The sequence below is a fragment of the Stenotrophomonas sp. YJH_SMC_48-3 genome, assembly GCF_059369375.1.
This window is the reverse complement of the sequence record NZ_JCAFSQ010000002.1, coordinates 431,392-446,129: the sequence shown is the minus strand read 5'-3', so window position 1 is coordinate 446,129 and position 14,738 is coordinate 431,392. Positions and strand designations below refer to the sequence as shown.

The following is a 14,738-nucleotide window of genomic DNA, read 5'->3' as shown; positions in this document are numbered from 1 at the left end:
AGCAACCGCACTTTTTTCCATCCCACACGAGGCACCCCCGCGATGCTGTACGCGCAAGTCCACCTGACCCTTCCCGCCTGGATCCACGACCAGATCGACCTGGATCGTCGATATCCGGGCGACGAGGCCAAGGTCGCGCTGGCGATCGAGCTGTCGCGGCTGAACGTCGAGCACGCCAGCGGCGGCCCGTTCGGTGCGGTGGTGTTCGGCCCGGACGACAAGGTCATCGCCGCTGGCGTGAACCGGGTGATGCCGCACGCGACTTCGCTGGCGCACGCCGAGAACATGGCCTACATGCTGGCCCAGCAGCGCCTGCAGACCCCGCGCCTGAACGCGGTGCTGTCGCCGGTCACCCTGGCCACCAGTTCGCAGCCATGCTGCCAGTGCTATGGCGCTACCGTGTGGGCCGGCATCGACCGCCTGCTGATCGGTGCCAGTGCGGCCGACGTCGAGGAACTGACCCCGTTCGATGAAGGCCCGCTGCCGGCCGACTGGGTCGGCGAGCTCAACAAGCGTGGCATCGAAGTGGTGCAGGGCCTGGACCGCGACGCCGCGCGCAGCGTGCTGCGAACCTATGGGGAAAGCGATGGCGCCCGTTACTGAGACCGGCATCGGCCTGCTGTGCCTGTGCCGGCAGGGCTTTGAACCCGAGCTGGCCGGCGAGCTGCAGTTCCGCGCCGGTGAAGCCGGTTTCGCTGGCTATGCGCGCACCCAGCGCAATGACGGCTATGTGCTTTTCATGTGCGACGACGCTGCAGCACTGGCGCCACGCCTGCGCTGGCGAGAACTGATCTTCGCGCGGCAGAAGCTGGTCGTGCTGGCCGAGCTGCCGCAGCTGGACCCGAGCGATCGCATCACCCCGATGCTGGAGGTGCTGGCCGATGCGCCGCGCTTCGGCGACCTGTGGGTGGAGCACCCCGATTCGGACGCTGGCAAGCCACTGTCCGGGCTGGCCCGTGCCTTCGGCAATGCACTGCGCCCGGCGCTGCGCAAGGCCGGCAAGCTCACTGATAAGCCAAACACCCGCCTGCCGCGCCTGCATGTGGTGTTCGTCGACGGTACCCATGCCTTCGTCTGCGTGGCCGACCCGGCCGACAGCGCGCCGTGGGCACTGGGCATCCCGCGCCTGAAGCTGCTGCCCGAGGCGCCTTCGCGTTCGGCACTGAAGCTGGACGAAGCACTGCTGACCCTGCTGGCGCCGGAAGAACGCGAAGCACTGGCCAAGCCCGGCATGCGTGCGGCCGACCTGGGCGCCGCCCCCGGCGGCTGGACCTGGGTACTGACCCGCCAGCACATGCACGTGCTGAGCATCGACAACGGCCCGCTGCGCCAGCACGTGCTGGACACCGGTCTGGTCGAGCACCTGCGCGCCGATGGTTTCCACTGGCACCCCGAACAGCCGCTGGACTGGATGGTCTGCGACATGGTCGAGCAGCCGCGCCGCGTGGCCGAACGCATGGCCACCTGGTTCCGCGAAGGCTGGTGCAGGCACGCCATCTTCAATCTGAAGCTGCCGATGAAGAAGCGCTGGGACGAAACCCGCCTGTGCCTGGACCTGTTCCAGGACCAGGCCGGCAAGCCGCTGGTGGTACGCGCCAAGCAGCTCTATCACGACCGTGAGGAGATCACGGTATTGGCCTCGCCGCTGCGCTGAGGAACATGCCCGCCGGGCATGGGCCCGGCGCTACCGAGGAAGGGAACCATGCGATACCACTCGCTCGCCATGTTGATCACCCTGCTGGCCGCCGCACCAGCGGTGGCCCAGCAATTGCCGCACACTCCTGCGCAGAGCCAGCCGCTGGGCCCCACCGGCGGCGCGATCCGCCAGCAACCGCTGGATGCGGGCCGGGTCAGCGGCAGCGTCGAGATTCCGCAGCAGGCCGGCGAGGCACAGGTGACCGTGCGTTCGCTGGAACCGAGCAGCGTGGTCGGCCAGTACCGCATCCACTTCGCCGCGCTGGATGTGAACGGCGACGGTTTCATCAGCCGCGAGGAAGCGCAGGCCAACCCGGCGCTGGCCGACGAATTCAATTCGCTGGACCGCAGGCATCGCGGCAAGCTGGACCGCACCGACCTGGCCGGCTGGCTGGTGGATTGAAAAAGGGGACGGAGGGGATTAAGTCGTATGTGCACAAACGACTTAATCCCCTCCGTCCCCTTTTTGCTTCAGACGCCGGCGGCGCGCTTCCAGAACGCCTGCACCAGCGGCGGCCATCGGCCGACGCAGCCCAGCGCACGGCCCCGGGCCAGGGTCAGGTGCATTTCGTCGTTGGAGAACAGGCGGTTGATCGCATCGAAGCTGTAGGCGGCGATGTGGTTGTCGCTGCGCCGTTCGCGTGCCCAGCGCTGCAGGCGCTGCGGCGACAGCCGCGGCTGGCCGCGGCGCTCGGCCGACGGCGCCAGCCACTGCTGCAGGGCAGCGACATCGCGCAACCCCAGGTTCACGCCCTGCCCGGCCAGCGGGTGCACCACATGCGCGGCATCGCCCAGCGCCAGCACGCGGCCGGCCACATAGTGACGGGCCAGCTGGCGGCGCAGCGGGAACGCCGCACGCGGCGAGGCCAGACGCAGTTCGCCCAGGCGCGCCGCGAAGGCGCGGGTCAGTTCGCGGTTGAAGCTGTCCTCGTCCAACGCCAGCACGCGAGCCGCTTCATCCTCGGGCAGGGTCCAGACGATCGAGCTGCGGCGCTCGGCCACCGGCAGCAGCGCCAGCGGCCCGCCCGGCAGGAAACGCTGCCAGGCCGTGGCCTGGTTGGGAAGATCGCTGTCCACGTAGGCCACCACGCCACGCTGGTGGTAGTCATGCTTTTCAACCTCGATCCCGGCCAGCTGGCGCAGGGTCGACTCGGCACCGTCGGCGGCCACCGCCAACGCCGCTTCCAGGCGGCGACCGTCATCCAGGCGCAGGCGCACGCCATCCTCGTCCTGCTCCAGCGCGTCCACCCGTGCCGGGCAGTGCAGCTGCACGCCCGCCGCCGGCAGCGCCGCCCACAGGCGGTCCTGCAGCAGGCCGTTCTCGACGATGTAGCCCAGTTCGCGACGGCCGAAGCGATCGGCATCGAACAGCAGATCTTCGCCACCGGCCGCATCCCACACCTGCATGCGCCGGTAGGGCCAGGCACGGGCCTGGGCGATCGCCGGCCACACGCCGAGGCGGTTCAACAGCTGCACGTTGTCGGCGGCAAAGGCGAACACGCGCAGGTCAGGCTGTGCGGCCTGCCACGGCGCCGGTTCACGGCCTTCCACCAACGCCACCGACAGGCCGGCATCGGCCAGCGCCAGCGCGCACGCGGCACCGACCACGCCACCACCGACGATGGCCACATCAAGACGCGTGCGGCGGCTCATGCGGTTTCTCCACGGCACAGCCGCGGTACTTCGCCACGGAAGCCCATCGCACCACCGACCAGCATCGACTGCACCGAGGCGCGTTGTGCGGCCACCAGACCGAGGCTGCGCAGCGGCCGCATCAGTGGCGCCGGGTTGCTGGTCAGCCGTGCCAGGCCGCCGGAGAACGCCACCGTCTGCCGGCGGTCTTCCTCGCGGCGTGCAACATAGGCCTGCAGCAATGCATCACTGCCGGCATCCTCATGCGCATTCTCCAGCAGTTCGGCCAGGGTCAGCGCATCGCGCAGGCCCAGGTTGAAGCCCTGCGCACCCAGCGGATGGATGGTCTGCGCGGCATTGCCCAGCAGCACCGTGCGTTCACCGGCCAATGCGCGCGCCAGCACCTGGATGAGCGGATAAGCGCTGCGTGGACCGGATTCGAGCAGGCGGCCGGCACGCCAGCCGATCGCGTCCTGCAGGCGCTGCAGCCAGGCCGCATCGTCCAGCGCCATCACCGCATCGGCCTGATCGCGGGCCACGCCATGCACGGTGCCGAAGTGGCGGTCACCGCGCGGCAGCAGGGCGGTCGGGCCGGTATCGGTGAAGCGCTCCCAGGCCGTGCCATCCGGCGCACGCTGGCTGCGCACGCGGGCGACGAACAGGGTCTGCTGGAAATCATGGCGGTCGACCTCGATGCCCAGCGCGCCACGCACGCCGCTGGTGGTGCCATCGGCCCCCACCACCAGACGTGCCAGCAGCACGCGTTCACCCGCCTCGTCAGCCACCCGCACCTGGCGGTAGCCGTCCACCACCTCGCCCAGTCCCAGGAACCGCATCGGCCGATAACGGCGCAGGCGCGGCAGCTCCTGAAGCCGCGCTTCCAGCGCCTGGCCGAAATCGCGCGCGACCACCACCTGGCCGAACCACGGCCGGTCGTAATCGGCCGCTTCGAGCTGCACACGGCCGAAATCGCCGGCACGACTGACATGGATGCGCCGGATCGGGCCCGGTGCCATCGCCAGCTTCTGCATCACCCCCAGCGCGGTCAGCGCATTGACGGTGGCAGCGGCGAAACTGAGATTGCGCTGGTCGAACACCGCAGGCAGCTCGCCGGCCGGGCTGGCCTCGAGCAGGCCCACGTCGCGGCCCAGCCGGTCCAAGGCGATGGCCAGGCTGGCACCCACCAGGCCACCACCGACAATCAGCACGTCATGTCGTTCACTCATGTGTTCATGATACGCGCTCGCCCCGACTGTACGCCGAACAAGCGGCGCCTGCGCCAACCGGCGCGGCGGGCTAGAATGAAACCTGAATCCGCTCCGGGCCCGCTGCCATGTCCGCCACCGCCAACCGCGCCTTCGTCCTGTCCGTCCTCGTGCTGTTGCTGGCGGCGACCCGGGTCAACCACTTCGCGGCCATTCCGGATGCCTCCTGGGCGGTGTTCTTCATCGGTGGCTTCTATCTGGCCACGTGGACACGCTGGGCGTTTCCGCTGCTGATGGTGTTCGCCGTGCTGGTGGACTGGATCGTGATCCGCAGCAGCGGCCTGGATTTCTGGCAGCACTACTGCGTGTCACCGGGTTACTGGCTGCTGCTGCCGGCGTACTTCTCGCTGTGGGCCGGCGGCATGCTGCTGGGCCGCAACTACCAGGGCGCGCGCTGGCCGGTGCTGGCCAAGGGTGCGCTGCTGCTGGTCGCGTCGGTGGCGATCTGCCACCTGCTGGCGCAGGGTGGCTTCTACTGGACCAGCCGTAACGTGGCCGAGCCGACGCTGGCCGGCTGGGCACAGAACTACGCGCAGTGGTTCGGGCCCTACCTGCGCACTACGGCGATCTATGTGGCGCTGGCCGCTGCCCTGCAGCTGGCCGTGGAGCAGGTGTTGAAGCTCCAGCAGGCCCGCCGCGACATCCGCCACTGAGCCGCGCGCCATGGGTCATCGCCTCTCGCGCATTTACACCCGCACCGGCGACGACGGCAGTACCGGCCTTGGCGACGGCCAACGCGTGGCCAAGGATGACGCCCGCGTGGCGTCCTTCGGTACCGTCGACGAGGCCAACGCCGCGCTCGGCCTGCTGCTGGCCGCGCCCCTGCCCGAGGATGTACGCGCGCTGGTGGTGCATCTGCAGCACCAGCTGTTCGATCTGGGCGCCGAGCTGTGCATTCCCGGCCACGCCGCGATCCATGCCGCCGACGTCTCGGCCCTGGAGCAGCAGCTGGACCATTACAACGCCAACCTCCCGATGCTGAAGGAATTCATCCTGCCGGCCGGCGGCGAAGCTGCCGCGCGCTGCCATCTGGCCCGCACCATCGTCCGCCGCGCCGAGCGCGAGACGGTCACCCTGGCCCGCCACGAGGCCGTCCGCAGCGAGGCGCTGCAATACCTCAACCGGCTGTCGGACCTGCTGTTCGTGCTGGCCCGGGTGCTGGCCCGCGCCGACGGCCATGGCGAAGCGCTGTGGCAGCCACAGCAGCGCCAGCGCTGAGTCGGCACGATGCTGGTCTATTCCCACCCGTCCTGCCTGCTGCATGACCCCGGTCCCGGCCATCCCGAATGCCCGCAACGGCTGCAGCAGGTGCTGGACGCACTGCACACCGCCTTCCCCGGCCAGCTGGACTGGCGCGAGGCGCCGCCGGCGAAGTTCGGCGAACTGACCCGGGTCCACGACAGCGCCCTGCTCGACTTCGTGCTGCAGCCGCAGACCGCACCGCTGCGCCAGCTGGACATGGACACCTGGACCTCGCCGGGCTCGGCCAGCGCCGCCGTGCACGCCGCCGGTGCCGGTGTGGCCGCAGTCGATGCGGTGATGCTGGGCGAGGACCCGCTGGCCTTCTGCGCGGTACGCCCACCGGGCCACCACGCCACCAGCAGCACCGCGATGGGCTTCTGCCTGCTGAACAACATCGCCATCGCCGCCGCCCATGCCCGCGACCGCCATGGCCTGGAACGGATCGCGGTGGTCGATTTCGACGTGCACCACGGCAATGGCACCCAGGACATCTTCCAGCATGACGCCCGGGTTTCGTACTACAGCACCCACCAGGCCGGGCTGTTCCCCAATTCCGGCCTGCGCCGCGACCGCGGTGCCGGCAACCTGATGAACATCCTGCTGCCGCCGGGAAGCGGCGGCTTCCGCTTCCGCAACGTCTGGGCCGACGAGATGCTGCCGGCCATCGACGACTTCCGCCCGCAGCTGCTGCTGATCTCGGCCGGCTTCGATGCCCACCTGCGTGATCCACAGGCGGATCTGATGCTGGAGACCGACGATTTCGCCTGGATCACCGGTGAGCTGCACGCGCTGGCACGCCGCCACGCGGCTGGCCGGGTGGTGTCGATGCTGGAGGGCGGCTATGACCTGCAGGCCCTGGCCGAGTGCAGCGTGGCCCATGTCCAGGCCCTGCTTGCGCCATCCGCCGGCACCTCCGCCGGATGAACCCGAACCGGCAGGCTCCGGCGTCCTTCATTGCCCCTATGCAAGGGATGGGGCAAGCTACCGTCCGTTTTCGCCCGAATCCGAACCGCGTGCGCCGAGCCCTCCGCCTGCTTCCCCTGCCTCTGAGCATCGCCATCAGCCTTCCGGCAATGGCTGATGATAAGCCGCTCAACTGGGGCCTGTGCCCGGCCACCGACGTCATTCCCGCGTTCACCGACGCCCCCACGCCGGTCCCGGGCCAGGACAAGGCTGCCGCTGCGGCCGCCCGCGAGAACCAGCCGACCGACATCGAAGGCGACCAGCTGCTGGGTACCACCACCGTGCCGCAGTACGAGGGCAACGTGGCGCTGCGCCGCGGCGACCAGTTCGTCGGTACCGACAAGCTCAGTTTCGACACCGAGACCGGCAACTACATCGCCGACGGCAATGTCCGCTACCAGGACGGGTCGATCCGGATGGTCGCCAAGCGCGCCGAAGGCAACCAGGAAAGCGACACCCACAAGATCACCGACATCAAGTACCAGCTGGTGTCGCGCCGCGGCAACGGCGATGCCGAGTCGGTCGACCTGCAGGGCGCGGTCGGCCAGATGCACCGCTCCACCTACACCACCTGCGACCCGTCACAGCCGGTGTGGAAGCTGTCGGCGCCGCAGATCGAAGTGGACAACGACGAAGGCTTCGGCACGGCCCGCAACGCCGTACTGCGCATCGGCAAGGTGCCGGTGCTGTGGGCGCCGTACTTCAAGTTCCCGATCGATGACCGCCGCAAGACCGGCCTGCTGTTCCCGCAGCTGGGCATGTCCGGCCGCAACGGTTTCGACTACGCGCAGCCGATCTACTTCAACCTGGCGCCGAACTACGACGACACGTTGACCCCGCGCTACATGAGCCGGCGCGGCCTGCTGCTCGACAACGAGTTCCGCTACCTCTACAACGGCGGCCGTGGCGAGGTGCTGACCAGCTACATGCCCAACGACAGGCTGCGCGACCGCGACCGCGGCCGGGTGATGTTCGACGGCTACCACAACGTGAACAGCCACTGGCAGGCCCGCGCCAACCTGGCCTGGGTGAGCGACGAGCGCTATGTCGAGGACTTCGCCAACCGCCTGGTGGGCGTGACCGCCTCCAACCTGCAGAGCACCATTGGCCTGTACGGCACCGGCCAGAACTGGACGGCCGGGATCATGGCCGACCGCTGGCAACTGACCGACTACACCCTCAACGAGAGCGCGCTGCCCTACAACCGCCAGCCGCGCCTGTATTTCAACTGGGACAAGCCGATCCTGCCGTGGCTGGAAACCGGCATTTACGCCGAGGCCGTGCGCTTCACCCACGACGACATCAACTTCAAGTACGGCGCCGATGCCGGTCCGGACCTGCAGTACACGCGCAATGGCGTCCAACAGAAATCCGGAATCGGTGTGAGCGGTGGTTCGCGCTTGGACGTGAAGCCGTACGTGTCGTTCCCCATCAGCGGCGCGGCCTGGTACATCACGCCGACCCTGGCGTATCGGTATACGGCCTACCAGCTCGATCGCGGCCTGGTCGACGGCGTGAATGGCATCCGTGGCCAGATTCTGCGCTCGCAGGGCATCGACCCGACCACCGCCACCCCGGAACAGCTGCGCGGCAACACCTCGCCCAGCCGCAGCCTGCCGATCGGCAGCATCGACGCCGGCCTGTTCTTCGACCGCGAGACCAGCATCCGCGGCAAGTCCTTCCTGCAGACGCTGGAGCCGCGCCTGTTCTACCTGCGCACGCCGTACCGCAACCAGGACGAACTGCCGATCTTCGACACCCGTGACTTCACCTTCAGCTGGGGCCAGCTGTTCCGCGATTCGCGCTACACCGGCGCCGACCGCCAGAACGATGCCAACCAGCTGACCCTGGCACTGAGTACCCGTTTCATCGACCAGACCACCGGCAAGGAGCGGTTCTCGGCCTCGATCGGCCAGATCCAGTACTTCGACGAGTCGCGAGTGACCGTCACGCCGGGCGGCGCGCCGGTAGAGAAGGGCAAGTCGGCGTGGATCGCCGACGGCAACTACATGATCAACGACCGCTGGACCCTGGGCGCCACCTACCAGTGGGACCCGAAGTACAAGCGCGAGGATCTGGCCAGCGTCCGCGCCCGCTACCTGATGCCCAACGATGGCGTGATCAACCTGAGCTACCGCTACCGCATCAACGCCGGCGCCCCGGCGACGGCCAACAAGCATGACCGCACCCTGCTGGAGCAGGCTGACCTGTCGTTCCTGTACCCGCTGAATGCGCGCTGGAGCCTGGTCGGTCGCTATTACTACTCGCTGCAGGACAAGGAGCCGCTGGAAATCATCGGCGGCGTGCAGTGGGACAGCTGCTGCCTGGCCGTGCGCGTGGTCGGCCGCCGCTACGTCCGCAATCGCGAGGGCGAGATGAACAATTCCATCCAGGTGGAGTTCGTCCTGAAGGGCCTGAGCTCCATCGGCCAGGACACGGACCGCACCCTGCGCCGTGCTATCCTCGGCTACAACCGCGACGACCTCTATCTCGTGCCGCCCAGCAACACCGGGGTGACCCGCGATGACTACGATCCGAATCAGATCCCATGACCAAGCGCTTCCCCGTTCTTCTCGCCTCCCTGCTGGCGGTGTCCAGCGTGTCCGCCCCCCTGCAGGTGCTCGCGCAGGAGGCGCAGCCGTTGGACCGCATCGCCGCCGTCGTCGACGAGGACGTGATCCTGCAGAGCGAGCTCCAGCGTGCGATCGCCAACATCAAGGCGCAGTACGCCGGCCGTGAAAACCAGCTGCCGCCGGAAGACGTGCTCAGCCGCCAGGTGCTCGAGCGACTGGTGCTGGTCAAGCTGCAGGTCGCCCGCGCCCAGGGCAGCGGCATCCGCGTCAGCGACCAGGAGCTGAACCAGGCGATGAATGCCATCGCCCAGCAGAACGGCTCGGACCTGGATGCACTGCGCCAGCGCCTGGCCCACGACGGCATCGATTTCAACGATTTCCGTGCTTCGGTGCGCGATGAAATCACTGTGCAGCGCCTGCGCCAGAGCTTCGCGCAGAGCCGCATCAGCGTCAGCGAGGGTGAAGTGGACGCCGCGCTGAAGCAGCAGGCCACGGTGGGCAACCAGTACCACCTGGCACACATCCTGATCGCCCTGCCCGACGGCTCCAACGCCGACCAGATCGCCACCGGCCAGAAGAAGGCCGAGGGCGTGAAGGCCCTGCTGGACAAGGGTGAGCTGGACTTCAACGCTGCCGCCGTGCGTTATTCGGACAGCCCGAACGCGCTGGAAGGCGGCGATCTGGGCTGGCGCAGCCTGGATGAAATCCCGCAGGCCTTTGCCCAGCTGATGGAAAAGATGAAGCCCGGCGAAGTGGTCGGCCCGATCCGCGGCCCCAGCGGCTTCCAGTTGCTGAAGCTGGTGGAAGTGCGTGATGCCAGCGCCGCCAGCGGTGGCGCGCACACGGTCACCGAATACCACGGCCGCCACATCCTGGTGCGCGTGGACGATCACCAGACCGACGCTGCCGCCAAGGCCAAGATCGATACCCTGCGCGCCCGCATCGCCGGCGGCGCGGATTTCGAAACCGTGGCCAAGGAATCCTCCGAGGACAACAACAGCAAGGGCCAGGGCGGCGATCTGGGCTGGTTCCCGGTCGACGCGTTCGGTCCGGCGTTTGGTCAGCAGGTGGCCGGCATCCAGGACGGCGGCGTCAGCCAGCCGTTCCGCACCGATGCCGGTTGGCACATCGTGCAGCGCGTGGCCACCCGCCAGACCGACGTGACCAACGACAACCAGCGCGCCCAGATCCGCGAGACCATCGGCCGCCGCAAGCTGGAAGACGAGTACAACCGCTTCCTGCAGGAACTGCGTGGCGAAGCCTATGTCAGCTTCCGCAGCGGGGACCGCGCGGAAAATACCGCCACGCCGCCGCAGTCCTGACCGATGCGCCCCGAGCTCGCTCTGGTACCGGGCGAGCCCGCCGGGATCGGCCCGGAGCTGTGTGTCCGCCTCGTCCAGCAGCCGCGTGAAGATTGCCGGCTGCTGGCCTTCGCCGACCCGGATACCCTGCGCGCGGCCGCCGTCGCGCTGAACCTGCCCCTGCAGCTGCTGCCCGAGGACGCCGAAGCCCGCGCCCCGGGCGACCTGCGTGTGCGCGCGGTGGCCAATGCCATGCCCAGCCACTTCGGCCAGGCCGACCCGGCCAATGCCGGGGCCGTCATCGGCGCCCTGCTCGCTGCCGGCCAGGCCTGCCTGTCCGGCGAACTGCACGGCGTGGTCACCGGCCCGGTGCACAAGGCAGTCATCAACGAAGGCGGCATCGCCTACAGTGGCACCACCGAACTGCTGGCCGACCAGGCCGGGGTGAAGGTGGTGATGATGCTGGCCAACCCCATCGTGCGCGTGGCCCTGGCCACCACCCACCTGCCGCTGCGCGAGGTGGCCGATGCGATCACCGCGCCCAGCCTGGAACACACCCTTCGCACCGTGCACGCCGCGCTGTGCCGCGAGTTCGGCCTGCCCGCGCCACGCATCGCCGTGCTCGGCCTGAACCCGCACGCCGGCGAAGACGGCCATCTGGGCCGCGAGGAACTGGACCTGGTCATCCCGCTGCTGCAGCGCCTGCGCGCGGAGGGCATGGACCTGGTCGGGCCGCTGCCGGCCGATACCGCGTTCCTGCCGGCCAAGCTGGCCGGTTTCGACACCGTGCTGGCGATGTACCACGACCAGGGGCTGCCGGTGCTGAAGTACTCCGGTTTCGAGCAGGCGGTGAACCTGACCCTGGGCCTGCCCTACCCGCGCGTGGCGGTCGACCATGGCACCGCGCTGGACCTGGCCGGCCGCGGCATTGCCGATCCTTCCAGCCTGCAGGCGGCAACGACGCTGTGTGCGCAGCTTGCGCGGCAACGTACACTGAGCGCATGAATTCCCCGCATTCCCCCTCCGGCCCGGTGTTCACCGCACCGGCCAAGAAGCAGCTTGGCCAGCATTTCCTGGCCGATCGCCACTACATCGACAAGATCGTGATGGCGGTCAACCCGAAAGAAGGCGATCGCCTGGTCGAGATCGGTCCCGGCCAGGGCGCGATCACCCTGCCGCTGCTGCGCGTGCATCCGAAACTGACGGTGATCGAGTTCGACCGCGACCTGATCGCGCCGCTGACCGCCGCCGCCGAGCCGCTGGGCGAGCTGACCATCGTCCACCGCGACGTGCTGCGCGTGGACTTCACCGAGCTGGCTGCCGGCCAGCCGATCCGCCTGGTCGGCAACCTGCCCTACAACATCTCCTCGCCGATCCTGTTCCATGCACTGGAACATGCCGCGGTGATCCGCGACATGCACTTCATGCTGCAGAAGGAAGTGGTCGACCGCATGGCCGCCGGCCCCGGCAGCAAGGTGTACGGCCGCCTCAGCGTGATGCTGCAGGCCTATTGCCAGGTGACCTCGCTGTTCGTGGTGCCGCCGGGCGCGTTCCGGCCGCCGCCGAAGGTCGATTCGGCCGTGGTACGGCTGGTGCCGCGTGACCCGGCCTCGATCAACATCAACGACCACGCCCGTTTCGCCGAGGTGGTCAAGGCCGCCTTCGGGCAGCGCCGCAAGACCCTGCGCAATGCGCTCAACAACGTCGTGACGGCCGAGCAGTTCGTCGCCGCCGGCGTGCGCCCCGATGCCCGCGCCGAACAGCTGGATGTGGCTGAATTCATCGCTTTGGCCAATGCCTCCTGATTACACTGCCGGTATGGAAGACGCTGACGTTTACGCCATTTCCGTCGAAGTCGCACCGCGCTTCCTCGACGACCAATCCGCGCCGGAAGACGGGCGCTATGCGTTCGCCTACACGATCCGCATCCACAACCAGGGCCGTGTTGCCGCGCGCCTGGTTGCACGCCACTGGCGCATCACCGATGCCAATGGCCGCGTCGAGCATGTCGATGGCGACGGGGTGATCGGCGAGCAGCCGCGCCTGCGTCCCGGTGAAGACTTCCATTACACGTCCGGTGTCATGCTGGGGACCGATCACGGGACCATGCAGGGCCACTACGACATGGTCGCCGACGACGGCACCGAATTCGCCGCGCCGGTCGCACCTTTCGTGCTGGCCATCCCGCGTACCCTGCACTGACACGGAGGCCGGACGATGAGTGTGTGGGCGATCGGCGACCTGCAGGGCTGCTACGACGTCACCCAGCGCCTGCTGGAGAAGATCCGCTTCGACCCGGCGCAGGACACCCTGTGGTTCTGCGGCGACCTGGTCAACCGCGGTGGCCAGTCGCTGGAAACGCTGCGGCTGGTGCATTCGCTGCGCGGGCACAGCGTGGTGGTGCTGGGCAACCATGACCTTTCGCTGCTGGCCGTCGGTGCACGCACCGAAGAGGAACAGCGCAAGGTCAATCCGGACCTGCTGCGCATCGTGCAGGCCGAGGACCGCGACGAACTGCTGGACTGGCTGCGCCTGCAGAAGCTGGTGCACGTGGATCGCGAGCTGGGCTGGATGATGGTGCACGCCGGCCTGGCACCGAAGTGGACCACGCAGATGGCCGAAAAGCATGCCGCCGAGGTCGAGGCGCAACTGCACGGTGCCGGCTACCGCAAGCTGTTCCGCAACATGTACGGCGACAAGCCGAGCTGGGCGCCGAACCTGTCCGGCTACGACCGTTCACGGGCGATCATCAATGTGCTCACCCGCATGCGCTACTGCACCCCGCGCGGGCGCATCGGCATCGAGGACAAGGGCACGCCGGGCACGCAGGAACAGGGACTGTACCCTTGGTTCGAAGTGCCAGGCCGGGTCGAGCGCGACCTGAAGATCGTCTGCGGCCACTGGTCGGCGCTGGGCCTGACCATCACCCAGGGCGTGCATGCCATCGACACCGGCGCAGTCTGGGGCGGCAAGCTGACCGCGATCCAGCTCGATACCGATGAACTGCGCGTGGTGCAGGTGCCGGGCCGCGATGTCCCCGCACCCGTGCCCAACGCACGCACGCCAGCGCGACCAGCACGCGAGCGCCCGGCTGCATCGGCGCAGGGCAGGGATCCGGGCGGGGCCAACGCCGCGGCCCCCAACCCGGGCAACCGTGGCCCGCGCCGCCGTCGTCGCCGTGGCGGCGGTGGGGGCGGCTCCGCAGGCCCTGGCAACAACGGGGCCCCGCCGCAGGCGTGACCTGATCGTTCCCGGCACCATGGACGGGTGCCGCTGCCCACTCCGGGCCCGGCCACCACCGGCGGTGGAAGCACCGCCCACGGTCCATCGCAGCCGTTGCGCGTCTTCGCCGCTGGGCGCAGCACGCGCGAAGAGGACCCGCGGTTCCAGCACGCCATCATCGGGCATTACCGGATGCCGTAGCGACAGCCCAGGCAGAGTCGACTGTCAGTCGACTATCGCGCGCAGCGCGGGTTTTTCGGGGGGCCGCCGAGAGCAGTCGACTAACAGTCGACTCTACCCCGTCGATATCCCCGTCGATATCCCCGTCGGTGTTTTCGTTGGTATTTGCGCGATCAGCGGCGCACGTAGTGCGCGAAGCGGAACGCGTAGACGTGGCGTTCGTCGGCCGGGTGCGGCTCGCTGCTGACTTCCCGCCAGTCCCGCATGTCGACTTCGGGGAAATGGGTATCGGCAGGCACTTCGGCATCGACCCAGGTCAGGTACAGGTCGCTGGCTTGGTCGAGCAGCTGATGGAAGATCTCGCCGCCGCCGATGATGCACAGCTCGCGGGCGCCCTCGCCTTCGGCAATCGCCTTGGCCTCGTCCAGCGACGCCACCGCGCGCATGCCCGCGAACGGCACCTGGCCGCTGCGGGTCAGCACCAGGTTGGTGCGCCCCGGCAGTACGCGGCCGATCGACTCGGCCGTCTTGCGCCCCATCAGGATCGGCTTGCCCAAGGTGAGCGCCTTGAAGTGCTTGAAATCATCCGGCAGGTGCCAGGGCATGGCATTGCCCTGGCCGATGCCACGGTTGCGGTCCAGCGCCACGATCATCGACAGCTTCAT

General features: G+C 68.5%; 15 protein-coding genes. 12 read left to right on the top strand and 3 right to left on the bottom strand.

From position 1 onward, the window contains the following. Positions 1-42 precede the first annotated feature (42 nt). From AC5P65_RS04860 to AC5P65_RS04850, 3 genes are read left to right on the top strand one after another with little or no spacing between them, the layout of a single operon-like run. The gene (locus AC5P65_RS04860; RefSeq protein ID WP_019661129.1) at positions 43-603 is read left to right on the top strand and encodes a nucleoside deaminase; all 561 of its coding nucleotides are present in this window, start codon (positions 43-45) and stop codon (positions 601-603) included. Further along, positions 587-1,654 carry a 23S rRNA (cytidine(2498)-2'-O)-methyltransferase RlmM gene (gene rlmM, locus AC5P65_RS04855; RefSeq protein WP_111099042.1) on the top strand — a complete coding sequence of 356 codons (1,068 nt, stop codon included), beginning with the start codon at positions 587-589 and terminating at the stop codon, positions 1,652-1,654. Before AC5P65_RS04860 ends, rlmM begins: the two co-directional genes overlap by 17 nt. Before the next feature lie 48 nt (positions 1,655-1,702). Continuing rightward, positions 1,703-2,098 (top strand): EF-hand domain-containing protein, encoded by a 396-nt coding sequence (locus AC5P65_RS04850; RefSeq protein ID WP_111099041.1) that lies wholly within the window; start codon positions 1,703-1,705, stop codon positions 2,096-2,098. 68 nt (positions 2,099-2,166) lie between these two features. Here the strand turns inward: AC5P65_RS04850 and AC5P65_RS04845 are convergent, their stop codons facing one another. Both AC5P65_RS04845 and ubiH read right to left on the bottom strand, forming a co-directional pair. After that, positions 2,167-3,348 (bottom strand): UbiH/UbiF family hydroxylase, encoded by a 1,182-nt coding sequence (locus tag AC5P65_RS04845; protein WP_111099040.1) that lies wholly within the window; start codon positions 3,346-3,348, stop codon positions 2,167-2,169. Beyond that, positions 3,345-4,553, bottom strand: coding sequence for a 2-octaprenyl-6-methoxyphenyl hydroxylase (gene ubiH, locus AC5P65_RS04840; RefSeq protein WP_019661125.1), 1,209 nt, complete (start codon positions 4,551-4,553; stop codon positions 3,345-3,347). The genes AC5P65_RS04845 and ubiH overlap by 4 nt, the downstream gene beginning before the upstream one ends. 107 nt (positions 4,554-4,660) lie before the next feature. On the opposite strand from ubiH, the gene AC5P65_RS04835 reads away from it, so the two are divergent. The 9 genes from AC5P65_RS04835 (at position 4,661) to AC5P65_RS04795 (ending at position 13,911) form a co-directional block, all read left to right on the top strand. Then, positions 4,661-5,245 carry a hypothetical protein gene (locus AC5P65_RS04835; RefSeq protein ID WP_019661124.1) on the top strand — a complete coding sequence of 195 codons (585 nt, stop codon included), beginning with the start codon at positions 4,661-4,663 and terminating at the stop codon, positions 5,243-5,245. A 10-nt stretch (positions 5,246-5,255) separates the two neighbouring features. Next, positions 5,256-5,810 carry a cob(I)yrinic acid a,c-diamide adenosyltransferase gene (locus AC5P65_RS04830; RefSeq protein ID WP_019661123.1) on the top strand — a complete coding sequence of 185 codons (555 nt, stop codon included), beginning with the start codon at positions 5,256-5,258 and terminating at the stop codon, positions 5,808-5,810. A gap of 9 nt (positions 5,811-5,819) precedes the next feature. Then, positions 5,820-6,758 (top strand): histone deacetylase family protein, encoded by a 939-nt coding sequence (locus tag AC5P65_RS04825; RefSeq protein ID WP_021203189.1) that lies wholly within the window; start codon positions 5,820-5,822, stop codon positions 6,756-6,758. A gap of 89 nt (positions 6,759-6,847) precedes the next feature. After that, entirely contained in the window at positions 6,848-9,349 is a 2,502-nt protein-coding gene (gene lptD / locus AC5P65_RS04820; RefSeq protein WP_111099055.1) for an LPS-assembly protein LptD, read from the top strand. Further along, on the top strand, positions 9,346-10,692 hold the full coding sequence (locus AC5P65_RS04815; protein WP_019338102.1) for a peptidylprolyl isomerase: 1,347 nt from the start codon (positions 9,346-9,348) through the stop codon (positions 10,690-10,692). Before lptD ends, AC5P65_RS04815 begins: the two co-directional genes overlap by 4 nt. A gap of 3 nt (positions 10,693-10,695) precedes the next feature. After that, positions 10,696-11,676, top strand: coding sequence for a 4-hydroxythreonine-4-phosphate dehydrogenase PdxA (gene pdxA, locus AC5P65_RS04810; protein ID WP_019661120.1), 981 nt, complete (start codon positions 10,696-10,698; stop codon positions 11,674-11,676). Then, the gene (gene rsmA, locus AC5P65_RS04805; protein WP_021203187.1) at positions 11,673-12,476 is read left to right on the top strand and encodes a 16S rRNA (adenine(1518)-N(6)/adenine(1519)-N(6))-dimethyltransferase RsmA; all 804 of its coding nucleotides are present in this window, start codon (positions 11,673-11,675) and stop codon (positions 12,474-12,476) included. The genes pdxA and rsmA overlap by 4 nt, the downstream gene beginning before the upstream one ends. 13 nt (positions 12,477-12,489) lie before the next feature. Further along, positions 12,490-12,873, top strand: coding sequence for a Co2+/Mg2+ efflux facilitator ApaG/CorD (gene apaG, locus AC5P65_RS04800; RefSeq protein ID WP_005412297.1), 384 nt, complete (start codon positions 12,490-12,492; stop codon positions 12,871-12,873). 15 nt (positions 12,874-12,888) lie between these two features. Then, on the top strand, positions 12,889-13,911 hold the full coding sequence (locus AC5P65_RS04795) for a symmetrical bis(5'-nucleosyl)-tetraphosphatase (RefSeq protein ID WP_021203186.1): 1,023 nt from the start codon (positions 12,889-12,891) through the stop codon (positions 13,909-13,911). Between the two features lie 335 nt (positions 13,912-14,246). Here AC5P65_RS04795 and AC5P65_RS04790 read toward each other — a convergent pair whose 3' ends face one another. Next, complete coding sequence (locus AC5P65_RS04790) at positions 14,247-14,738, bottom strand: dihydrofolate reductase (protein ID WP_111099038.1); 492 nt, start codon at positions 14,736-14,738, stop codon at positions 14,247-14,249.